General features: G+C 59.5%; 15 protein-coding genes and 6 pseudogenes. 14 read left to right on the forward strand and 7 right to left on the reverse strand.

Features of this window, described 5'->3' with window-relative positions:
- Positions 1-45 precede the first annotated feature (45 nt).
- The gene (locus tag L0Z65_RS13765; protein WP_096872992.1) at positions 46-813 is read right to left on the reverse strand and encodes a uroporphyrinogen-III synthase; all 768 of its coding nucleotides are present in this window, start codon (positions 811-813) and stop codon (positions 46-48) included.
- Positions 814-854: 41 nt separating this feature from the next.
- On the opposite strand from L0Z65_RS13765, the pseudogene tsaD reads away from it, so the two are divergent.
- From tsaD to L0Z65_RS13790, 5 genes and pseudogenes are all read left to right on the forward strand, one after another.
- Positions 855-1953 (forward strand): annotated as a pseudogene (tsaD, locus tag L0Z65_RS13770) (tRNA (adenosine(37)-N6)-threonylcarbamoyltransferase complex transferase subunit TsaD).
- Positions 1950-2912 (forward strand): NAD(P)H-dependent glycerol-3-phosphate dehydrogenase, encoded by a 963-nt coding sequence (locus tag L0Z65_RS13775; RefSeq protein WP_405108470.1) that lies wholly within the window; start codon positions 1950-1952, stop codon positions 2910-2912. The pseudogene tsaD and the gene L0Z65_RS13775 overlap by 4 nt, the downstream one beginning before the upstream one ends.
- 1 nt (position 2913) lies before the next feature.
- On the forward strand, positions 2914-3186 hold the full coding sequence (locus tag L0Z65_RS13780) for a YciI family protein (protein WP_096872989.1): 273 nt from the start codon (positions 2914-2916) through the stop codon (positions 3184-3186).
- Positions 3186-3608: an EVE domain-containing protein gene (locus L0Z65_RS13785; protein ID WP_405108473.1), complete on the forward strand. Its 423-nt coding sequence runs from the start codon at positions 3186-3188 to the stop codon at positions 3606-3608. The genes L0Z65_RS13780 and L0Z65_RS13785 overlap by 1 nt, the downstream gene beginning before the upstream one ends.
- Positions 3609-3652: 44 nt before the next feature.
- Positions 3653-4048 (forward strand): DUF1761 domain-containing protein, encoded by a 396-nt coding sequence (locus L0Z65_RS13790; RefSeq protein ID WP_014881562.1) that lies wholly within the window; start codon positions 3653-3655, stop codon positions 4046-4048.
- A 352-nt stretch (positions 4049-4400) separates the two neighbouring features.
- Here the strand turns inward: L0Z65_RS13790 and L0Z65_RS13795 are convergent.
- From L0Z65_RS13795 to L0Z65_RS13810, 4 genes and pseudogenes are all read right to left on the reverse strand, one after another.
- Positions 4401-4744: pseudogene (locus L0Z65_RS13795) on the reverse strand (DUF2853 family protein).
- A gap of 251 nt (positions 4745-4995) precedes the next feature.
- Positions 4996-5655, reverse strand: a complete 660-nt coding sequence (locus L0Z65_RS13800; RefSeq protein ID WP_405108476.1) for a PRC-barrel domain-containing protein — start codon at positions 5653-5655, stop codon at positions 4996-4998.
- 254 nt (positions 5656-5909) lie between these two features.
- On the reverse strand, positions 5910-7301 hold the full coding sequence (gene ahcY / locus L0Z65_RS13805; protein ID WP_040179021.1) for an adenosylhomocysteinase: 1392 nt from the start codon (positions 7299-7301) through the stop codon (positions 5910-5912).
- Between the two features lie 145 nt (positions 7302-7446).
- Complete coding sequence (locus L0Z65_RS13810; protein WP_096869706.1) at positions 7447-7761, reverse strand: hypothetical protein; 315 nt, start codon at positions 7759-7761, stop codon at positions 7447-7449.
- Between the two features lie 272 nt (positions 7762-8033).
- Between L0Z65_RS13810 and L0Z65_RS13815 the strand changes: the two genes are divergently transcribed.
- Complete coding sequence (locus tag L0Z65_RS13815) at positions 8034-8630, forward strand: HD family hydrolase (protein ID WP_096872987.1); 597 nt, start codon at positions 8034-8036, stop codon at positions 8628-8630.
- Positions 8631-8672: 42 nt separating this feature from the next.
- Here the strand turns inward: L0Z65_RS13815 and L0Z65_RS13820 are convergent, their stop codons facing one another.
- Positions 8673-9227, reverse strand: a complete 555-nt coding sequence (locus L0Z65_RS13820; RefSeq protein WP_014876423.1) for an ActR/PrrA/RegA family redox response regulator transcription factor — start codon at positions 9225-9227, stop codon at positions 8673-8675.
- A gap of 81 nt (positions 9228-9308) precedes the next feature.
- Positions 9309-9929 (reverse strand): SCO family protein, encoded by a 621-nt coding sequence (locus L0Z65_RS13825; protein ID WP_102898079.1) that lies wholly within the window; start codon positions 9927-9929, stop codon positions 9309-9311.
- 388 nt (positions 9930-10317) lie between these two features.
- Here L0Z65_RS13825 and regB point away from each other — a divergent pair, with 388 nt between their 5' ends.
- From regB to trxA, 8 genes and pseudogenes are all read left to right on the forward strand, one after another.
- Positions 10318-11715 (forward strand): sensor histidine kinase RegB, encoded by a 1398-nt coding sequence (gene regB, locus L0Z65_RS13830; protein ID WP_405108482.1) that lies wholly within the window; start codon positions 10318-10320, stop codon positions 11713-11715.
- Positions 11716-11807: 92 nt separating this feature from the next.
- A pseudogene (locus L0Z65_RS13835) lies at positions 11808-13360 on the forward strand (PAS-domain containing protein).
- A 100-nt stretch (positions 13361-13460) separates the two neighbouring features.
- A pseudogene (gene tsaE, locus L0Z65_RS13840) lies at positions 13461-13941 on the forward strand (tRNA (adenosine(37)-N6)-threonylcarbamoyltransferase complex ATPase subunit type 1 TsaE).
- Complete coding sequence (locus L0Z65_RS13845; RefSeq protein ID WP_096872984.1) at positions 13938-14936, forward strand: aminoglycoside phosphotransferase family protein; 999 nt, start codon at positions 13938-13940, stop codon at positions 14934-14936. The pseudogene tsaE and the gene L0Z65_RS13845 overlap by 4 nt, the downstream one beginning before the upstream one ends.
- 23 nt (positions 14937-14959) lie before the next feature.
- On the forward strand, positions 14960-15634 hold the full coding sequence (locus L0Z65_RS13850; RefSeq protein ID WP_405112565.1) for a nucleotidyltransferase family protein: 675 nt from the start codon (positions 14960-14962) through the stop codon (positions 15632-15634).
- Positions 15624-18557 (forward strand): annotated as a pseudogene (gene addB, locus L0Z65_RS13855) (double-strand break repair protein AddB). Before L0Z65_RS13850 ends, addB begins: the two are co-directional and overlap by 11 nt.
- Positions 18554-21923 (forward strand): annotated as a pseudogene (addA, locus tag L0Z65_RS13860) (double-strand break repair helicase AddA). Before addB ends, addA begins: the two co-directional pseudogenes overlap by 4 nt.
- A gap of 62 nt (positions 21924-21985) precedes the next feature.
- Positions 21986-22306, forward strand: coding sequence for a thioredoxin (trxA, locus tag L0Z65_RS13865; protein ID WP_014876414.1), 321 nt, complete (start codon positions 21986-21988; stop codon positions 22304-22306).
- Positions 22307-22311: the final 5 nt, after the last annotated feature.

Here is a 22311-nt window from a genome sequence, read left to right on the forward strand (position 1 = left end):
CCCCCTCGATTCTCAAAATCTCTTAACAGCAACTCAGCAATAAACTTACTGTGCCGATGGTCCACCCTCAACCCGCGCCAGACCAGCTGCGGCATCACGCACCAGTGTACGCATTGTCGCCGCGGTTGGAGACTTACATATCTGTAAGCCCTTGCATTTCAAGCCTTTCAGAGGCTCTGCAACCGCCTCGCTGAATGCGATCAGATGCAGGCCTGCGCGATATGGCGCCAATTTGACAAATTGCTGAGCGGTCCGCGGTGAAAAAAGCGGCACGATCAGCGACGCTTGCGCATCCATCGCAATCCGCGCCTCGTCTTCATAGGGAAGCAAGATCTGATCATAAATCACCTGTTCCCGGCAATTGACCCCGGCCAGGCGAAGCCGCTCGGCTATGTCGCCGCGGCTATGGACGCCGCGCAAATGGATCAGCGGACCTGCAGGTGGAACCTCGGATAAGGTCTGCACCAACGCGTCCGCATCCTGACCACAGCAAATCGCGCGCCACCCTTTCGCCGCTGCGGCCTGCGTTGTGCGTTGCCCGACACAATAGGCGCTCTGCCCCGCAAACGGCGCAGGTGCATAGCGCACCCCATTGGCGGATGAAAAGATCACATCCCCTGACGAAAGCCCCTGTTCAGAGGCATCAGGTCGCGGGTTCAGCGGAATTGTTTTGATTAACGGCGCGTAGATCACCTGCACAGTCGCTCGAGTCGAGGCGGGCAGATCTTCGACAAATCGCTCTGCCACCCCACGGGGGCGCGTCATCAATAGGCCGACCATCACACGCCCCTCGGGATTGTTCGCCACTGTCATAGGTGGTAGCCCCGGCAGGGACAGGATGCAACGGTAACGCCATGGAACAAAGCCTCACCCTTCTAGGATTGGAAAGCAGCTGCGACGATACGGCGGCTGCCGTGGTGCGCCAGTCCGGGCAAGCCCCGGCAGAGGTGCTCTCCTCCGTCGTGTTTGGCCAAACCGAACTCCACAGCGCCTTCGGCGGTGTGGTGCCGGAAATCGCAGCCCGCGCCCACGCGGAGAAGCTCGATCACTGCGTCCGCGATGCGCTGACCGCAGCCAACTTGCGCTTGCAGGATATGGATGCCATCGCCGTCACCGCAGGTCCGGGACTGATTGGCGGCGTGATTTCCGGCGTGATGTGCGCCAAGGGGCTGGCGGCCGCAACCGGGCTACCGCTGGTTGGCGTCAACCATCTGGCTAAGCCATGCGCTCACGCCCCGACTGACGGATGCGGTCCCCTATCCCTATCTGATGCTGCTGGTCTCAGGTGGGCATTGTCAGTACCTGATCGTGCGAGGGCCGGATGAGTTCAAACGACTGGGCGGGACAATCGACGATGCGCCCGGCGAGGCCTTTGACAAGACCGCCCGCCTGCTCGGCCTGCCGCAACCCGGCGGCCCCTCGGTGCAGAAAGAGGCCAAAAGCGGAGATCCCCGCCGCTTCCGTTTTCCCCGTCCGCTATTGGACCGTCCCGATTGCAACCTCTCATTCTCCGGCCTGAAAACCGCACTGATGCGCATGCGGGATCAGGTGATGGCTGAGAAGGGCGGTTTGACACGACAGGACCGCGCTGATCTCTGCGCCGGTTTCCAGGCCGCTGTCGCTGACGTCCTGGCGGAGAAAACGCGTCGCGCAATCCGGCACTATCTTGAAGAAGACCCGGCGGCCCGCACCGTTTCCGTCGCAGGTGGCGTCGCAGCGAATACTGCTATTCGCGCCGCGTTAGAGACTGTTTGCACTGAGGTGGACGCACAGTTCCTTGCCCCGCCTCTGGCGCTGTGCACGGACAATGCCGCGATGATTGCCTACGCCGGGCTTGAACGGTTCCGCAGTGGCGCGCAGGACGGCATGGACCTGACCGCCCGGCCACGTTGGCCACTGGATCAGAGCAGCCCCGCCATGTTGGGCAGCGGCAAAAAGGGCGCAAAGGCATGAGTGTTTCGGTACTGGGATCCGGCGCGTTTGGCACGGCGCTGGCAATTTCTCTCGCAGGCAATGGTCCGGTTACCCTATGGGCGCGGGACGCTGATCAGGCGCGCGATATGCAGGCGACCCGGCGCAACACCCGGCGCCTGCCCGGCGCTGATCTGCCCGAAACACTGACGGTGACCAGTGATCTGGAGCGCGCTACGCAGGCTGATACCATATTGCTCGCCGTGCCGATGCAGACCCTACGGAGTTTTGTCAGCACCCATGCTGATCTGCTGCGCGACCGGGCTCTTGTGGCCTGCTGCAAGGGGATTGAACTCAAGACCTGTCAGGGTCCCTTGGTGGTTCTCCACGGCTGCCTTCCGACGGCCCGGACCGCCTTGTTGACCGGCCCCAGCTTCGCCGCCGACATCGCAAAAGGCCTGCCAACGGCGCTGACTTTGGCCTGTCGTGACCCGGAAACGGGGGCGCAATTGCAACAGCAGCTGACCACGAAAAACCTTCGGCTCTACCGTACTACGGACACAAGCGGCGCCGAAATTGGCGGCGCGCTGAAAAACGTGATGGCGATTGCCTGCGGTGCCGTCATTGGCGCTGGACTTGGCGACAGCGCCCGCGCCGCACTGATGACCCGCGGCTATGCCGAAATGCAGCGTATGGCACTGGCCTCCGGCGCGCAGGCCGATACGCTGGCAGGTCTTTCCGGGTTTGGCGATCTCACTCTGACCTGCAGTTCAGAGCTGTCGCGGAACTATCGTCTTGGGCTGGCGATTGGGCGGAACGAAACCTTTGACCCCAATATCACGGTTGAAGGCGCCGCTACGGCGCGTGCCGTCCACGCCGAAGCTCAGGCGCGAAATCTGGACATGCCCATCACCGCCATTGTCGTGGCTCTGCTCGATCAGCGCTTGACGATTGCCGACGCCACCGCTCAACTGCTTGCAAGACCATTGAAAGAGGAATGACATGCTGATTGCCCTGATCGCGCGCGATAAACCCGATCATTTGCAGACCCGGATGGACAACCGGGCGGCGCATCTCGCGTATATTGAGGAAACCGGTGTTGTGGCGCAGGCCGGTCCCCTGCTGGACCAGGATGGTGGTATGGTTGGCTCGCTGATCATCCTTGATGTCGAAGACATGGCCGCCGGTCAGGCCTGGGCCGACAACGACCCCTACGCGAAGGCAGGTCTGTTTGAGGCGGTTGAGCTGATCACCTGGAAGAAAGTCGTCGGCTGATGGCGTATTGGCTGTTCAAATCCGAGCCCTCCACCTGGAGCTGGGCTGACCAGCAAGCCAAGGGCGAGACGGGTGAGGAATGGGACGGCGTGCGCAACTATCAGGCGCGCAATTTCATGCGTGAGATGAAGCTTGGCGATCGCGGGTTTTTCTATCATTCGATGAAGGAAAAATCCGTGGTCGGGATTGTTGAAATCTGCGCTGAGATTCATCCGGACAGCACCACAGATGATCCCCGCTGGGAATGCGTTGATATCAAAGCGGTGCGCAGCTTTGCTGTGCCAGTGACGCTTGATCATATCAAGGGGGACTCCCGTCTTGAGAATATGGTTCTGGTGAAGAACTCCCGGCTGTCAGTACAGCCTGTCACCGCAGAGGAATGGGCCCATATCTGCGCGTTGGGGAAGACAGATCCTAATTGATCTGACAAAATTCTCTCACTGATGCTGGTTTCAGGGAGAGATCAATGGAAATTCTGAATGTTGTCGCCGCGGCTATCGCTGGCTTTGTTCTAGGCGCAGTCTGGTATGGCCTGCTTGCCGAACCCTGGATGCAGGCGGCGAAAGTGCCGCGTGATGAGGCTGGCAAGCCTACGGGCGGGCAGACACCAGCAGTGTTCGCCGCGACGTTTGGTCTGCAGATTGTCGTGGCCGGTATGATGCGCCATGTCTTTGCGCTCTCGGGTATCGATACGGTTGGCGGCGGTCTGGTCAGCGGTCTGGGCATCGGATTGTTTTTCATTACGCCGTGGATCATGATCAACAACCTCTACGCCGTTCGCCCATTGCGTCTCTCGATGATCGACGGTGGCTACGCGACGCTTGCCTGTGGCGCCATCGGTCTGGTCCTGACGCTATTCTAAGATCCGTGGCCAGCAGCCGTGCAATAAAAAAGGGAAGATCCGAGCATATGCCAGGATCTTCCCTTTCACCCCACGTGCTCCAATTCCACCACACGTGTTCGTAAATCTGTGATCCTGGCCATCCTGACCGATCTTTAGACGATAGTCCGGTCACCGGTGATTCCGCAAAGGCAATACAGGTAAAATGCAACACATGTACAACCTGAGACTGTCTTCTTGGCGTTGCAGCGTCCTGCGAAGCCCACTGGATCACAGACGTGCCTCCAGTGTTTCAGAGGCAAGATGGCAACGACGAAAAAAGCCCGCCGGATCCGTCCGACGGGCTTTTTCGATCGACCGTTCGGCTGATTGATCAGCCGTAGACGGATTCTTTTCCGAAGTGCTTGGTCAGCATATAATAGACGACGGCACGATATTTGTTCCGCTCTGATTTACCGTAGGTTTCAATCACGCTGTCAATCGCGGACATCAGCTCAGGCCCATCAGACAGTCCCAGCTTTTTGATCAGGAAGTTGTTTTTGACGGTTTCCAATTCCGCTGCAGCTGACTAGAGGCCACGGTCGATGCATCGGCATCGTAGATAGCCGGACCACAGCCGATGGTGACCTTTGTGAGCAGATCCATGTCCGGATCCATGCCGCATTTGGTTTTCAGATCATTTGCATATTGCTCGATCAGATCGTCGCGTTTTCCCAAAACTCTCTCTCCCATGTTACTCAACGGAACTATTGTTATCGTCAGGCCTAGCGCCTGATCGGTTCTTATTCCAACAGCTTAGCCGCAGATCGGAACAGGGCAACTGGGAATTTCTGCGACCACCTCTCATTTCTGCGAACACGCCCTGGATTACCCGCTACCAAATGCAAAAAGGCGCCCCCCACAAGAGGGGCGCCAGTTGCTTCAGCAGGCACCGTAATCAGGTGCCAGATCAAAAGATCAGAGCGTCATTAGACCCTGTTACCGATCAGGCGATCATCCTGCAGCGGCTTGATCATGTCTTCGTCGATCTCCGGCATGGAACGCAACGCCGCTTCGGTGCGGGTGCTCAGCTTCAGCTGACCATTGCGGGTGAAATCCATATCGGACAGCGGCACGGCGACAGTATATTCGTTCATACCAAGAAAGCCGCCAACACCGATGACACCTGCGATTTTGCCATCCTGCTCGATCACATAATCGATTTCACCGACGTCCTTACCAGTGGCAGAAAATACGTTTTTCCCAACCAGATCGGCGACGGTCATCTCATCCAGGGGCGGCAGTGGTTCACCCGCCGCGTCCGAGCTGTCGTATTCGCCGCGTGGGATGGTGGTGGAAGCGTCAGAACTTGCATTGACGTTTACATCGCCATCCGCAGGCATTTCGTCGTTCACGGTCTCCACGCCGCTGTCGATTTTATATTCACCACGCGGGATGGTCGTGCCCTCGGTGGTGTCAAGCGACGCGCCGCTGGTGGTGTCTTGACCGCCAACAGTCTCGATCTCGGTGTCCGACTTGCTTTCACCGCGCGGGACGGAAGTGCCCGCCTGTGCGATCCCTGCGCCCGCCATCAACGCAGCAGCAGTAACACCAGCCAGAATACGGGTTTTGGTTTTCAGTTCGGTCATGTCGTTTTCTCCTTCGCTTGAAGTACGCCAACCAAACGTCACCAACCTTGCAGACGTTCCAAGATTTCCGCGGAATTTCGTCCCTAAATTTTTGGAACTTCTGCGTGCAGGATTGCGTTGCGCGTCCGCAGCGCGCGTTAGATCAATCCAGCCAAAAGGCAATTAAAATACAGTCACATAACCGAAAACACCCCGCCAATGGCGGGGTGTTGCTTTGCTCACTCGACTGCGCAGTTGCACAGGGTGACTGATGATCAATACCGGTAGTGCTCAGGCTTGAACGGGCCTTCCGGTGTGACGCCGATATAGGCGGCTTGTTCAGGCGCCAGTTTCGACAGTTTTACACCGATCCGCTCCAGATGCAGGCGGGCGACTTTCTCGTCCAGATGCTTGGGCAGAATGTAGACATCGTTTTTGTAGGTCTCACCACGGGTCCACAGCTCAATCTGGGCCAGAACCTGGTTGGTGAAAGAGGCCGACATCACAAACGACGGGTGCCCGGTTGCGTTGCCAAGGTTCAACAGGCGACCTTCGGAGAGCAGGATCAGACGGTTGCCCGAGGGCATCTCGATCATGTCGACCTGCTCTTTAATGTTCGTCCACTTGTGGTTCTTCAGATTGGCAACTTGGATCTCATTGTCGAAATGGCCAATGTTGCCAACAATCGCCATATCCTTCATCTCGCGCATATGCTCGATCCGGATGACGTCTTTGTTGCCAGTCGTGGTGATGAAGATATCGGCGCTGTCGACAACATCCTCCAGCAGTACCACCTCAAAACCATCCATGGCCGCTTGCAGGGCACAAATCGGGTCGACTTCGGTAACCTTGACGCGGGCGCCAGCACCACGCAGCGACGCGGCGGAGCCTTTGCCCACATCGCCATAACCGCAAACCACTGCCACCTTGCCAGCCATCATCGTATCGGTGGCGCGGCGGATCCCGTCGACCAGAGATTCCTTACAGCCGTATTTGTTATCAAACTTCGACTTGGTGACCGAATCGTTCACGTTGATCGCTGGGAAGGGCAGTTGCCCCTCTTTCACCAATTCATACAGGCGATGGACACCAGTTGTGGTTTCCTCAGAAACGCCTTTGATCGCGTCGCGGGTCTTGGTGAACCAGCCCGGGCTTTCGGCCATGCGCTTCTTAATCTGGTTAAAGATCGCCTCTTCCTCTTCCGAGGTGGGAATTTCGATCAGATCCGTTTCACCCGCCTCAACGCGCGCACCCAGCAGCACATAGAGGGTGGCATCACCACCATCGTCCAGAATGAGGTTGGCACCTTCGGGGAACTGGAATGAGCGATCCAGATAATCCCAATGTTCAACAAGGGTCTGACCCTTGATCGCAAACACGGGCGTGCCACCAGCGGCGATGGCGGCTGCGGCGTGATCCTGTGTCGAGAAGATGTTGCAGGAGGCCCAGCGCACATCGGCGCCCAGCGCCACCAGCGTTTCGATCAGAACTGCGGTCTGAATGGTCATGTGAAGCGACCCGACGATCCGGGACCCTTTCAGCGGCTTGCTGTCGCCGTATTCGTCACGCAGGGCCATCAGCCCCGGCATTTCTGTCTCAGCGATATCGAGTTCCTTGCGGCCAAACTCGGCCAGCGCGATGTCCTTGACGATATAATCCCCGGGCATTGCGTGCTCCATTCCGGTTACATTTTGTCTACCGCAGCAGGTAACACCGCAATGGTTTATAAGCAACGAAGATGCCCCAAGAGCGCCGGGGCGCGGTGACCAGCGGTCATGCGCCCCGGCCTTCCCAACGGTCCGGGGGGACAGGTCAGCTGGGTGTGCCTTGCGGTTCGGGGTCATCCGTCACTTGGAAAAACCCCGTACCGGAGGCCACAACACAGCTGAGCCCGTTGGGATGGGAAACCAGCACCGTGAAGGTGCCGGTTGTCGCAGAAGCCCAGAATTCAATCACGGTGGATACTGGCTGGCTGGCTTGTAGCCCGCCAGCGGTCAGACGTTCCGCGTAGGAGGATTGCAGGCGATCCACAAGATGATCGCGCGGACTACACCCCGACGCCAGCGCAGGTGGTGCGGTCGCGAGCATTCCAAAGACAAGCGAGGTACAGGCTAGACGTTTAAACATGGCAATCTCCTTTCGTGTGCGTCTCAGCGACGAAAGAGGCTTGCCAAGGGAGCAAGAGCCCCTGTCGTACCTATAAATATGGGGTCATGGCATGGCGTTATCAAATGCCAGGCGGTCAACTGTTTGTGGTGATCCACGTGATCGGGCTGAGGCGACCAACCCCATTTTCTGAGAAACCGCACCGTTGATCACCGCCCACTGCACCGCAAGCAATTGCGCGACCTTCCCCCAGCGGCTAGTCAGAGGGCACCGTCAACAAGAAGGGACAGACCATGCCCCCCAAACCTCCGCGCGCCTGGCAACGGATGCTTTCCGGACGTCGGCTGGACCTGCTTGACCCAACGCCAGTTGATGTCGAGATTGAGGACATCGCCCACGGTCTGGCCTTCGTGGCGCGCTGGAATGGTCAGACCATCGGTGATTTTGCGTATTCCGTCGCAGAGCATTCGCTGTTGGTTGAGACGATCTATGGTCGCCTCAACCCCAAGGCTCCGGTGCGCTGGCACTTGGCCGCACTGCTGCATGATGCCCCGGAATATGTCATCGGCGACATGATCTCACCCGTGAAAAACGCAGTCGGCCCCAGCTATGGCGAACTCGATCAGAGGCTGACGGCTGCGATTCACATCCGCTTTGGCCTGCCTGCGGCCCTGCCCAAAACAGTTAAAGCACAGATCAAAAAGGCAGACCGGATCAGCGCCTGGATGGAAGCGGTCGAAATTGCCGGATTTTCCCGTAGCGAAGCAGACCGCCTGTTTGGCAAACCGGATCAAACCCTGCTTGAGGGGCTTTCGATCCGCCTGCGGCCGCCGGTTGAGGTGCGTAGGGATTACGTGACCCGTCATGCCAATCTTCTGGCGCAGCTCTGATCCCAAGAAAAAAGCCTCTCCTGATCAGGAGAGGCTTTGATGTTATTTGGGGCTGCGCTTGGCGAGAATACGCTGCAACGTGCGCCGATGCATATTGAGCCGCCGTGCGGTCTCGGAAACGTTGCGATCACAAAGCTCGTAGACCCGCTGAATATGCTCCCAACGGACACGATCCGCGCTCATCGGGTTTTCCGGCGGGGGCGGCAGCTCTTCCTCATTGGCGAGCAGCGCATTCATGATGTCCGACGCGTCCGCAGGTTTTGACAGGTAGTCAGTTGCACCAATCTTCACTGCCGCGACGGCGGTCGCAATCGCCCCGTAGCCGGTCAGTACAACCACACGACTATCCGGGCGGCGTTCCCGCAGGATCTCAACCACATCCAGCCCGTTGCCATCTTCAAGCCTGAGATCCACCACCGCAAAGGCGGGTGGGCGCGCTGTGGCAATCGCACTGCCTGCCGCGACGGAGCCAGCGGTTTCAACCTCAAAACCCCGTTTTTCCATAGCTTTGGCCAGGCGCCGCAGAAAGGGCTCGTCATCATCGACCAACAAGAGTGTCTTGTCTGGTCCTATCTCCTGCATAGCAGCTTCGCCCATACTGTCGGTCCCCCGCAATGTCGTCAGGTCGTGAGGCTTGATATTACGTCTCACCCCGGAAACGTCAAACCTTCATCCAGGTTACAGATTTTCCAGGAAGCAACCGACCTTATCGGCAACCTGCTCTGGCGTCTCATCGCGGCGGAAGAATTCGACAAACCCCTGCTCTGGCAAGACCAGATAGGAAAAGGTCGAATGATCAACAAGATAGTAGTCTTCATCACCATCCTGTTTCTTGTAGTAGGTCTTGTAGGCACGGCTGGCGGCCTTGACCTGCTCATGCGATCCGGTGAGCCCGATCATACGCTCATGCAGATTGGCCGCGAAGTCGCCGACCACTTCAGGCGTATCGCGATCCGGGTCGATGGAGATGAACACCGGCGTCACATCCTGCCCGCGTTCATCCAGCAGATCGATGGCCTCCGCATTGCGTGCAACATCCAGCGGGCAGACGTCAGGGCAGAAGGTATAGCCGAAGTAGACCAGCGACGGCTTGGCGATCACATCCTTCTCAGTCACGGTTTCACCCTTGGCGTTCAACAGCTCAAACGGGCCGCCAATGGTATCCGAGCCGCCAGCGATCTGACTGGCGCGGCATTGCGCGAAGTCATCGCCCGCGCCGCCACCTCGTGTGGCAAACCAGGCGCCGCCCACCAGGGCAGCAACAACAACAGCAGCAAGGATAGCGTAGAGACGGGTCATGAGATCACACTTTGCGCAAGGAATAGATTTGTCGACAGGTTGCGCCAGACCTACCAAGAATTTCAGGCGATGCAACGGGCGGAGCGACGCAACCGCCGCGCATCAACCAGACCGGATCATGGCGATTCTGCGCGGGGTCGGACCTATCGCAGGCCACCCCCCAATGACCAGACGGACAAAACAGCGCAGCCGGGGTTAATACACAGGGTTTCACGCCAAAGAAGGGCCTATAAATCTGCTGATCAATTGTCTGTGAGCGCCAGGAGTGCGAGACTACCGCGACGGTTCTGCTTCGTCGTTTTCGGTTTCACCTTGCTAGGGACCGGCCTGTATGCAAGCAGATTCCAACAAGACCAACAATGCCCCCCTTTTCGCCATGGAGTGCGAGATGAGCGCGACAAATATCGATCTGCTGAGCGGTCAGGAACGCAGCCACTGGATCCGCCTACGCACCTTGATCCTACTACGCTGGGTGGCGATTGTTGGTCAGGTTTCAGCGATCACCGTGGCCCAGCAGCTGTATAACCTGCAGCTGGAACTGGTGCTGTGCTATATCGCTATCGGTGTGTCCGTACTCGGCAACCTGATCGCCATTATCCTGTTTCCTCAGAACAAACGCCTGTCGGAGTTCGAGAACTTTCTGATGGTTCTGTTTGATCTCTTACAGCTGAACTTCCTGCTGTATCTGACCGGCGGGCTGAACAATCCCTTCGCGCTTCTGGTATTGGGCCCTGTGACCATTTCAGCCTCGATGATGCGGCTCCGCTCTACGCTGATCATTGGGGCAACCGCGATCATTCTGGTGACACTGCTGGCAGAATTTCATCTGCCATTGCGCACACCGCAAGGTTTTGTGCTGCGGGTGCCGGACATCTTTGTCTTCGGCAACTGGACCGCCATTGTGATCGCGGTACTGTTCATCGGCGCCTATTCCTATCGCATCAGCGCCGAGATCCGGTCGATGTCTGATGCGTTGGCCGCAACCCAGATGGCCTTGTCCCGCGAACAAAAGCTCACCGATCTTGGCGGTGTGGTTGCTGCCGCAGCGCATGAGCTGGGCACGCCACTGGCCACAATCAAACTGGCCAGTGCAGAGCTGATTGATGAGCTGGATGACCGACCGGATCTGCGCGAAGACGCTGCGTTGATCCGCGAGCAGGCAGACCGCTGCCGCGATATCCTGCGCAGTATGGGCCGCGCTGGCAAGGACGACCTGCATCTGCGTCAGGCCCCCCTCTCCACCGTGATCAACGAGGCGGCTGAGCCCCATATGTATCGCGGCAAGACCATCCAGTTCGAAGAGGCCCCCGAAAGCGATGGCGATCCGCAGCACCCGACTATCCTGCGCCAGCCAGAGATCATTCATGGGCTGCGCAATCTGGTTCAGAACGCCGTGGATTTCGCCCGGTCAACTGTCTGGATTGATGCCAGTTGGAATGATGAGACGATCACACTGCGCATCTGCGATGACGGGCGCGGATACCCGTCGCACCTGCTGGGCCGAATTGGCGATCCCTTCGTGCGCCGCAGACGCAGCGACAGCGACCGGCGCCAGCGGCCGGAGTATGAAGGTATGGGTCTGGGATTGTTCATTGCCAAAACTCTGCTGGAGCGCAGCGGCGCTCAGCTGACCTTTGCAAACGGCTCAGATCCAAATCAGACGATGACCCGTGATCCGGCGCGGCGCGGCGCATTGGTGCAGGTCAGTTGGCCCCGGAGCAAAATTGACGCTCTGACGGGCGAAAATGCCGTTCCCATCGGAGAAAATAAACGTATAGAAATTTAACTATTCACTTTTAGGCAACCAATTAAACTTCATTTAACCATTATCAGGAAACATCGGGGGCAAGAGCGAAACACTTGTGGGTAACGGACATCATGCAGCAGATCTTATCGACCGACTGGCTTGTATTGGCGACGCTTTGTGCGGCAACGGCAGCGACCGCTGTCTGGTGGCTGTCTCCAAACCCCAAACCCAAGGGGTTTGAGCAGGACCTGCTGCAGGGGGATGGACGGTCTGACGCCGTGTTTCTCTTTGATGATACAACGCTGATCGGCTGGTCCTCCGGCGCGCGCCGTTTCATTGGTGAACAGGCCGAAACCTTCAGCTGGGCGAACCTGCGCGAACAACTGGCCCGCAGTTATCCCGGCTTGCCGCAGTCCCCCGGCTTCCTGAAGGATGTCGGCCCGCTTGTGCTCTCTGGCACAGCCAACGCCGAAAGCCGCGAAGCGCTTTGCGAATGGATCGACGGTGTGACCCGCGTGCAGCTGCGCAGCACCTCATCCGAAGAGCACAATCACAGCATCGACCAAGAGCTGACCACCCTGCGCTCCGCCGTGCATCAGGCGCCCTATCCGGTTTGGTTGCAATCCGATGACGGTGCCGTCACCTGGTCCAACCTCGCCTATGATGATCTCAGCCAGAAGATCCGTGGTCGCAATGTCGATTTCTCCGAACCTTTGTTCACTGATCTCGATGACCCGATGGCCAGCGGCAAGCCTGAGCGGATCTCGATCCCGCTGCCCGAGAGCAAGAAAAAACTCTGGTACAATATCTCGACCACCGAAACCGAGTCTGGCTGGCTCTGTCATGCGGTCGATGTAAACGCGGTTGTTGACGCCGAGATCGCCCAGCGCAACTTTGTGCAGACACTGGCAAAAACCTTTGCCCAACTGTCCATTGGTCTTGCGATCTTTGACCGCAATCGCCAGCTGGTTCTGTTCAACCCCGTGCTGATTGATCTGACCGCCCTGCCCGCCAACTTCCTCAGCTCGCGCCCAAATCTGCTGACCTTCTTCGACCGGCTGCGCGATCAGCGCATGATGCCGGAACCAAAAAACTATTCCAGCTGGCGTCACCAGATGGCTGATCTGCTGGAAGCAGCGGCTGAGGGGCGCTATCAGGAAACATGGTCGCTGCCATCAGGATCGGTCTATTCTGTTTCTGGTCGCCCGCACCCCGATGGGGCCATCGCCTTCCTGTTTGAGGATATCACCGCCGAGATCACCCTGACCCGACAGTTCCGCTCGGAGTTGGAAATGGGTCAGTCGATCATGGATCAGATGGACGAAGCCATCGCGGTTTTTGCCAATGATGGCACGATGACCTTCTCCAATGCGGCCTATCATCATCTCTGGCAGATGGATCCCGACGGCAGCTTTGCCAAGATCACCATCATGGACTCCAGCCGCGTCTGGCAGGACATGTGTGCTGCAACGCCTGCCTGGGGCGAGATCCGGGATTTTGTTGCTTAAGCAGCGAGAATCGCACAGCCTGGTGGGCCGATGTACAGCTGCGCAGTGGCACGCCTCTGGTCTGCAAAGTCAGCGCCATTCAGAACGGGGCAACCATGGTCAGCTTCCGCTCCCCGGAGCCAGCCCCCGCCCCGGTTGATCAGCAACGGTTTGCGATTACCAAACAAGGCAAATAGAACAGCCCTCATTGTCTGAAATCAAAGAGATTGCCCGGTTCGATGCCGGGCTTTTTCGATCCAGCTTGCAGCGCCGCGCGCAGGGCGGCATTGTCGCGCCATGACAATCCAGAAGACCCTCGTAATCCCCCTGCCCTCGCCCGAAGCGACTGCCGATCTGGCCACCCGTTTGGGCGCAGAACTGAGCAATGGTGACTGTCTGCTTCTGTCGGGCATCATCGGCGCTAAGCAAAACGCATTTTGCCCGCAGCCTGATCCAGTCGCAGATGACGGTGCCTGAGGATGTTCCCTCACCGACATTCACCCTTGTTCAGACCTATGATCTGCCAACTGGCCAATTGTGGCATGCCGATCTCTATCGCCTGTCGTCGCTGGATGAGATTGAGGAACTTGGCCTGATCTCCGCCTTTGAGACCGCCATATGTCTGATCGAATGGCCGGATCGGCTGGCCGAACTGACGCCAGCTGCCGCTTTGCATATATCGCTGGCCTTGGATCCGGAAGAAAACGACGCCCGTACCGCTACGCTGCGCTGGAGTGATGCGCGTTGGGAGCCCCTGATGAAGCAGATTGCCGCATGACCGACCGACAGAACCTCATTGCCACCTTCCTCACCGATACCCCATGGCACAGCTGGACCCGCGTGCCGCTCGCTGGGGACGCCTCCAACCGGCGCTATGAGCGGCTTCGCGATGCAAATGGCGCCACGGTGGTGCTGATGGACGCACCACCGGATCAGGGAGAGGACGTCGCCCCATTTGTCGCGATTGCGACCTACCTGCGGGAGCAGGGTCTGAGTGCGCCGGAAATTCTGGCCGAGGATCATGACAATGGCCTCCTGATCATCGAAGATCTGGGAGACGCGTTGTTTGCGCGCGTGATGCGCGACACCCCGGCGCAGGAGCGTCCACTATATCAGGCGGCGACCGATGTGCTGGTCGCGTTGCATGAGGCCCCGATGCCGGAACTGGAACCGCTCGGACCACGGTTGATGGCGGAACTCTCCAGCCTCGCCTTTGCCAAATACCGCGATGTGATACGTGAGGAGGCCTCACCGGAACATGCCGCCCGCTTCACTGATCAGTTCGAGGATATTCTACGCCGCACGATCAAAGGCGACGTGGTGCTGGTTCAACGCGATTACCACGCCGAAAATCTGATCTGGTTGCCGGAGCGCAGCGGCGTTGCACAGGTCGGTCTGCTGGATTTTCAGGCCGCGCGCGCCGGTCATCGCGCCTACGATCTTGTGTCACTGCTACAGGACGCCCGCCGCGATGTCCCTGCGGTGATCGAAATGCAGATGATGGAACGGTATATCGCTGCAACCGGTGTCGATGAGGGCAGCTTTCGCGCCGCCTACACCGTGCTGGGCGTGCAGCGCAACATGCGTATCTTGGGCGTTTTTGCCCGCCTCGGACGTGACTATGGCAAACCGCATTACGTCGATCTGATCCCCCGGGTCTGGGACCATTTTCACCGCGGGTTGGATCACCCGGCGATGGCACCACTGGCGGAATTCCTGCATCAGGAAATGCCTGCGCCCACCCCCGATGTACTGGACCGGTTGCGCGGCTGATGGCAGAGATCGCTTATCCCGTTATGATCTTCGCTGCCGGATTTGGCACCCGGATGCGGCACCTGACCAAACACCAGCCCAAACCGATGATCCCGGTCGCCGGTCGCCCCCTGATCGACCATGCGCTGGATCTGGCGCGAGAGGTCACACCGCCGGTGATCGTGGCCAACAGCCACTATAAGAGTGACGTTCTGGCTGACCATCTTGCAAACAGCGAGGTGGCGATCAGCCGTGAGGATCCTCAGATCCTCGACACCGGTGGTGGGCTGCGACATGCGCTGCCGCTGCTCGGAACGCAATCGGGACCGGTCTATACCGTGAACCCCGATGTGGTCTGGCGCGGGCCGAACCCGCTTTGCCTGTTGCGCGACGCGTGGGACCCTGCGCGCATGGATGCGCTGCTGACCTGTATTCCCATCAGCCGAACTGTCGGACGCAGCGGCGGTGGTGATTTCCACACGGACGAAGACGGGCGACTGCATCGCGGCGGCGACCTTGTCTATGGCGGTGTTCAGTTGCTGCGGACCAACAGGCTGGACGAAGTCAACGAGACCGTGTTTTCGCTGAACACCCTGTGGGATTTGATGGCTGCCAAAGGACGCCTGTTTGCGCTGGAATATCCCGGCCATTGGTGCGATGTCGGCACCCCCGAAGGGATCCCCCTGGCTGAGGACCTGATAGCCCAAGATGAGATTTGAGCCGCAAGACACGCCACGCCTTTTTGCCGTTCCCTGCGGCGTCGATTTCCCACGCGCTCTGGTCGACGGGCTGGTTGCCCGCAGTCGGAACACGCCGCCAGAAGCCCTGGCCAAGGTCGAACTGATCGTCAACACCTCCCGCATGGCACGCCGGGTGCGGGATCTGTTTGATCAAGGGCCAGCTCTGCTTTTGCCGCGGATCTCGCTGCTGAGTGATCTCGACATGCGCGCCACCTTACGGGGTCTGCCGCCAGCCCTGCCGCCATTGCGGCGACGGCTGGAGCTCTCACAGCTGATTGCCAAATTACTGGAAGCACAGCCAGATCTGGCCGCCCGGTCCTCCCTCTATGATCTCTCAGATAGTCTCGCAGCATTGTTTGATGAAATGCAGGGCGAAGGCGTCAGCCCGGAGACGATCCGCTCGTTGGATGTCTCCGACATGTCCGGCCATTGGGCGCGCGCGCAGCAGTTCATCGCCATCGCCGACGACTTTGCCGAGACCCACGAACACGCAATGGATGCACAGGCCCGTCAGCGACAGGTTGTGCTTGATCTGATCGAAGAGTGGCAGGACTGCCCACCGCAACACCCGGTCATCCTGGCTAAGCTCCACCGGATCGCGTGGCACCACGCTGATGCTGATGGAGGCAATTGCGCGCCTGCCGCAAGGCGCGGTGATCCTACCCGGTTTCGATGACCAGCAGCCGGGCCACGTCTGGGAACATCTAGATGATCCGCTGATGTCAGAAGACCACCCGCAATATCGGTTTTTCAAGATCATGCGCGATCTAGACATGACCCCGGAACAGGTGCGTCCATGGGTCGATGCACTACCAGCCTCCACGGCGCGCAATCGGCTGGTCTCTCTGGCGCTGCGCCCGGCGCCTGTTACGGATGCCTGGATGCGCGAAGGGCCGGAGCTGCGCGATATCGATCAGGCCACCGCCGATGTGACCTTGGTGGAGGCCCCCAATCCCCGCGCCGAGGCGCTGACCATTGCCCTGCGACTGCGCAAGGCTGCCGAGGATGGACAGACAGCCGCGCTGATCACACCCGATCGTATGCTGACCCGCCAGGTGGCGGCCGCGCTGGATCGCTGGGATATTCTGCCGGACGATTCCGCCGGTCAACCACTGCAACTGTCACCTCCGGGCCGGTTTCTGCGCCACATCGCGGAACTGTTCTGCAAGCCGCTGGCCTGCGATACGCTGTTGACGCTGCTGAAACATCCGCTTTGTCATGATGGGGCAGGGCGCGGTGATCACCTGCGCCACACCCGCGAGTTGGAGCTGCGGCTGCGCCGCTACGGCCCCCCTTTCCGGATGCCGACAGTTTTGCCGCGTTTGAAATTGGGCGGGAGCTGATGCCCGGGTGGACCGCCTGGCTGACGCAGTGTTTTGCCGACAAACCCATCCGTGGCACGCGGCCCCTGTCACAATGGGTTGATGCCCTCAGGAACCTCGCCGAAGCAATCAGCCGTGGCAGTCAGGAGGCCGCTGAGGGTGGCCTGTGGGACAAGAAGGCTGGGCGCAAAGCACTGGAAATCATGAATAACCTTCAGGCGGAGGCTGGCTATGGCGGTGAGATGACCGCCCGCGATTTTGCCGATCTTCTGCGCGCGCTGCTGTCACAGGGTGAGGTGCGGGACCGCGATGCGCCCTATGGCTCCATCCTGATCTGGGGAACGCTTGAGGCGCGCGTGCAGGGGGCCGATCTGGTGATCCTTGGCGGCCTGAACGAAGGCAGCTGGCCGGAAGCTGCTGCACCCGATCCCTGGCTGAACCGACAACTGCGCCATCAGGCGGGGTTGTTGTTGCCGGAACGTCGCATCGGGCTGTCGGCGCATGATTTCCAACAAGCCATCGCCGCACCCGAAGTCTGGTTGACCCGCTCCGAACGGTCGGATGAAGCAGATACAGTGCCATCACGCTGGCTCAACCGGATGACCAACCTTCTGTCCGGCTTGCCGGGGCAGGGCGGCCCTGAAGCGCTGACAGATATGCGGACCCGTGGTCAGGAATGGTTGGGCTGGGCGGAGGTGTTGGAGGCACCTATCTCTCTGCCCCCCGCCAAACGACCGGCACCTCGGCCCCCCATCGCCGCGCGCCCCCGCCGCCTGACGATCACAGAAATCCCACGTTTGATCCGCGATCCTTATGCGATTTACGCCAAACATGTGTTGAAGCTGCGTCCGCTTTATCCGCTTGTACAGGAACCCGACGCCTTGCTGCGCGGCATCGTGCTCCACAAGATCCTGGAGGATTTTATCAAGGCAACCGTCGCTGACCCCAGTAAACTGACAGCGCAGGATTTCCTTGCGACAGCGGCAGCCCATCTGGAGGCAAAGGTTCCATGGCCCATAGCACGCAGCCTCTGGCTGGCCCGGCTTGAACGCATTTCAGATGACTTCATCAATGGAGAGCGCCAACGGCAGGCAACCGCGCGCCCGACTGGTTTTGAAGTCTCCGGTGCCGTGCGCGTTGCGCCGCTTGATTTTGAGATTGCAGGCACCGCCGATCGAATTGATGTGGATGAACGCGGCGGCCTGCATTTGTTTGACTACAAAACCGGCGATCCGCCAACTGAAAGCCAACAGAAAACCTTTGAAAAACAACTGCTGATCGAGGCCGCCATGGCCGAACGCGGTGCGTTTGAGCGCTATGGCGAGGGCAGGGTGGAACGGGCGCTGTTCCTTGGCCTCAAAAGCCCGCTGAAAGAGGTCGCAGCCCCGCTCATGGATGAGCCGCCGGGTAAGGTTTGGGAAGAATTGACCAAGCTGATTTCAGCCTATTTCGAGCCAGATCAAGGGTATAGCAGCCGTCGCATGGTGTTTCAGGACACCCAGACGGGCGATTACGATCATCTGGCACGCTACGGAGAATGGGACCGAAGCGATCAACCGGCATCGGAGCTTTTGACATGACCGCCCGCGACGCCGCCTCAGAGGCGCAGTTTCGCGCCGCGCGCCCCGATGCCTCAACCTGGCTGGCCGCAAATGCTCGGCTCTGGCAAGACCAAGGTGCTGACAGATCGCGTGGCCCGTCTGTTGCTGCGTGGGGTCCAGCCGCAACACATCCTGTGCCTGACCTACACCAAGGCCGCTGCCAGCGAGATGCAGAACCGCCTGTTCAAACGGCTCGGCGAATGGGCCATGCTGGGCGACGATGCGCTCACTTCTGCACTGACAGATCTGGGCGCCCATGATGTGATCTCGGCCGAGGGCATGGCGCAAGCCCGCACCCTGTTTGCGCGTGCGATTGAGACGCCCGGTGGCTTGAAAATCCAGACCATCCATTCCTTTTGCGCCTCGCTGCTGCGCCGGTTCCCACTAGAGGCTGGCGTCAGCCCACAGTTTTCCGAAATGGACGACCGCGCCGCAGTGTTGCTGCGGGGCGAGGTGGTAGAAGCCATCGCAAACAGCGAAAACCCGGAGGAGGCCGGTCTGATCGCCAGACTGGCCCGGCAGGTGACCGATAGCGATTTTGAGACGCTGACCGCCGCAATCTGTCAGCGCCGCTCCGATTTTGAGGTGCCACTGGACCGCGCCGGATTGCGCAGGTTGTTCGATCTTCCGACGGACTTCGATGCCAAAATGTTGGAGCAAAGCGTCTATCTGGGCGGCGAGGGGGACCTGCTGACGCGCACCTGTACCATGTTGGAACAGGGTGGCAGCACCGATGCCAAAGCCGCTGCGAAGCTGCGCAAAATCACCGATCCGACGCTTGCGGATTTACCCGTTCTTGAATCGGTGTTTCTGACCGGGGCCTCTGCCAAGGCGCCTTTTACCGCCAAAATCAATGCCTTTCCCACCAAGAAACTGCGGGAAAGCAATGTCGCGCTGATGGATCAGCTGGAACCACTGATGCGACGGGTAGAGGCGGCCCGCGCCCAGCGCCTCGCGTTGGCCGCAGTTGAGAAATCGCTGATCCTGCATGACTTCGCCGCCGCATTCCTGCCGGAATACGATCGCCGTAAACAGCTGCGTGGCTGGCTCGACTTTGACGACTTGATCCTGAAGGCACGTCAGCTGCTGAATGATCCGGCGGTGGCTGCTTGGGTTCTCTACCGGCTGGACGGCGGCATTGATCACATACTGGTGGATGAGGCGCAGGATACCAGCCCGGTGCAATGGGATGTGGTTGAGAAGCTGGCGCAGGAGTTTACCGCCGGAGAGGGCGCGCGATCCGAGGTCGAACGTACGATTTTTGTCGTCGGCGATAAGAAACAGTCGATCTATTCCTTTCAGGGGGCAGATCCGGACGCCTTTGACAGGATGCAGGCCGAATTCGCCGACCGGCTGGCGGAAACCGGCAGTGCGCTACAGAACGCGGCGCTGGAATTCTCGTTCCGGTCCTCCGCGGCGATCCTTGGGCTGGTTGATCTTGTGTTCAAGGATAGCCCCGGCGCCGGGTTTCACCGCGATGCCCTACACCGCGCCTTTAAATCGGAATTGCCGGGACGGGTCGATCTCTGGCCTGTCGTGGACAAAGTTGACTCCGAAGAAGAGCGTGACTGGACCGATCCGGTGGATCGCCCCGGCGCGCGCCATCACACTGTCATTCTGGCTGACCGGATCGCGACCACGATCAAGGAGATGATAGACAGCAAGGTTACCCTGCCGGAGGATGGGCCCGAGCGTGGCAGCTTCCGCCGTCGCCCGGTACAGGCTGGTGATTTTCTGATCCTCGTGCAGCGCCGGTCCGAGCTGTTCTCGGAAATCATCCGCGCCTGCAAAGCTGCAAGACTGCCTATCGCCGGCGCGGACCGGTTGAAGATCGGCGCGGAACTGGCGGTGAAGGATCTGGCGGCGCTGCTGTCCTTTCTGGCCACGCCTGAGGATTCCCTGTCGCTGGCTGCAGCGCTGAAATCGCCGCTGTTTGGTTGGGACGAACAGACCCTGTTCGATCTGGCCCACCGGCGCGAGGGCGGCAGTTATCTCTGGACCGCGCTGCGGGATCGCGCAGCGGAATACCCTGACACGATGGCCATCATAGATGACCTGCGCAGTCAGACCGATTTCCTGCGTCCCTATGACCTGATTGAGCGGATCCTGACACGTCACGGCGGACGTCAGCGCCTGCTTGGCCGGTTGGGACCGGAGGCGGAGGATGGCATTAACGCTTTGCTCAGTCAGGCACTGGCCTATGAGCGCACAGATATTCCCAGCCTCACTGGGTTCTTAGTCTGGATGCAGGCCGACGATCTGGAAATCAAACGCCAGATGGGCGCGGCGGGAAATATGATCCGGGTGATGTCGGTGCATGGGTCAAAAGGCCTGGAAGCACCGATTGTGATCCTGCCTGATACCGCAAAACGCAAACCTCCACGCGATGATGAGATCATGCGCGCCGAGGCTGGGCCGATGTGGAAACTGCCCAGCGCCCAGATGCCCGATGTGATGCAAGCCGCCCGTGAGACTGCGCAGGAGAAGGCACGGAATGAACGTCTGCGGCTGCTCTACGTGGCGCTGACACGCGCAGAAAAATGGCTGATTGTTGCCGCTGCGGGTGAGCTGTCCAAGGATGGGGACAGTTGGTACCAGATGGTTGAGCGCGCGCTGCAAGAGGCCGGTGCCAACCCTTATGAGACCGGCAATGGCGAGGGCCTGCGGTTGCAGCATGGGGATTGGGACGGGCTGCCGTTTCACGCAGATCCCCCAGTGATCACGTCCACGCCGCAACTGCCGGAGGTGTTCAAACAGTTGCCACCGCCCTATCAGCCACCAACCTCAACACTCAGCCCGTCGGAATTGGGCGGGGCCAAGGCTTTGCCGGGGGATCTGGGACAGGACGAAGATATCGCCAAGGCACGCGGCAGTCGGCTGCACAGCCTGCTGGAACATCTGCCACTGGCGGATCAGGATAGCTGGCCCCAACTGGCGGAGGCTTTGCTCGCAGGACATGAAGACACCGCAGATCTGCTGGCTGAGGCAACACGTGTTCTGACCAATTCGGACCTGGGTACGATCTTCGCTCCTGACACATTGGCGGAGGTTGCGATAACCGCAGATCTGGATGGCCGTCGCATCCACGGCGTGATTGACCGGCTGATCGTGACGCCGGACCGGGTTCAGGCGGTTGATTTCAAATCGAACGCCACCGTTCCCACCAGCGTGGAGGCCTGTCCGGAGGGGCTGTTGCGGCAAATGGGGGCCTATGCCCATGCGCTGGCAGCCCTCTACCCTGATCGGCGGATTGACACTGCGCTGCTTTGGACCCGTACCGCGACGTTGATGGACCTGCCACACGATATTGTGTCATCCGCCCTTAAGCGCCGCCAGATACCTTGACGATCCGTTAAGGCGTTCATAGGTTCACAGCCGAACTGCCACACTCTTAGGGAGACATTCCAATGTCCACCGTCGCCGTAACCGATGCCACTTTCGATGCCGAAGTGAAGAATTCCGAAGTCCCCGTCGTGGTGGATTTCTGGGCCGAATGGTGCGGTCCCTGCAAACAGATTGGCCCCGCTCTGGAAGAGCTGGCGGCTGAATACGGCGATAAGGTCAAGATCGCCAAGGTCGATGTCGACAGCAACCCCAACGCAGCTTCGGCCATGGGTGTACGCGGCATTCCTGCGCTGTTCATTTTCAAGAACGGCGAGGTTGTCTCCAACCGCTCTGGTGCCGCGCCCAAGGCTGCGCTGCAAAGCTGGATCGACGAGTCGATCTGAGCCAG

The organism is Phaeobacter sp. BS52 (assembly GCF_045040595.1).
GTDB classification, from domain to species: domain Bacteria; phylum Pseudomonadota; class Alphaproteobacteria; order Rhodobacterales; family Rhodobacteraceae; genus Phaeobacter; species Phaeobacter piscinae.

Coding starts and splice junctions, on each gene's coding strand:
- L0Z65_RS13765 (WP_096872992.1), bottom strand. CDS start 813: ATGACAGTGGCGAACAATCCCGAGGGGCGTGTGATGGTCGGCCTATTG.
- L0Z65_RS13775 (WP_405108470.1), top strand. CDS start 1,950: ATGAGTGTTTCGGTACTGGGATCCGGCGCGTTTGGCACGGCGCTGGCA.
- L0Z65_RS13780 (WP_096872989.1), top strand. CDS start 2,914: ATGCTGATTGCCCTGATCGCGCGCGATAAACCCGATCATTTGCAGACC.
- L0Z65_RS13785 (WP_405108473.1), top strand. CDS start 3,186: ATGGCGTATTGGCTGTTCAAATCCGAGCCCTCCACCTGGAGCTGGGCT.
- L0Z65_RS13790 (WP_014881562.1), top strand. CDS start 3,653: ATGGAAATTCTGAATGTTGTCGCCGCGGCTATCGCTGGCTTTGTTCTA.
- L0Z65_RS13800 (WP_405108476.1), bottom strand. CDS start 5,655: ATGACCGAACTGAAAACCAAAACCCGTATTCTGGCTGGTGTTACTGCT.
- ahcY (WP_040179021.1), bottom strand. CDS start 7,301: ATGCCCGGGGATTATATCGTCAAGGACATCGCGCTGGCCGAGTTTGGC.
- L0Z65_RS13810 (WP_096869706.1), bottom strand. CDS start 7,761: ATGTTTAAACGTCTAGCCTGTACCTCGCTTGTCTTTGGAATGCTCGCG.
- L0Z65_RS13815 (WP_096872987.1), top strand. CDS start 8,034: ATGCCCCCCAAACCTCCGCGCGCCTGGCAACGGATGCTTTCCGGACGT.
- L0Z65_RS13820 (WP_014876423.1), bottom strand. CDS start 9,227: ATGGGCGAAGCTGCTATGCAGGAGATAGGACCAGACAAGACACTCTTG.
- L0Z65_RS13825 (WP_102898079.1), bottom strand. CDS start 9,929: ATGACCCGTCTCTACGCTATCCTTGCTGCTGTTGTTGTTGCTGCCCTG.
- regB (WP_405108482.1), top strand. CDS start 10,318: ATGAGCGCGACAAATATCGATCTGCTGAGCGGTCAGGAACGCAGCCAC.
- L0Z65_RS13845 (WP_096872984.1), top strand. CDS start 13,938: ATGACCGACCGACAGAACCTCATTGCCACCTTCCTCACCGATACCCCA.
- L0Z65_RS13850 (WP_405112565.1), top strand. CDS start 14,960: ATGATCTTCGCTGCCGGATTTGGCACCCGGATGCGGCACCTGACCAAA.
- trxA (WP_014876414.1), top strand. CDS start 21,986: ATGTCCACCGTCGCCGTAACCGATGCCACTTTCGATGCCGAAGTGAAG.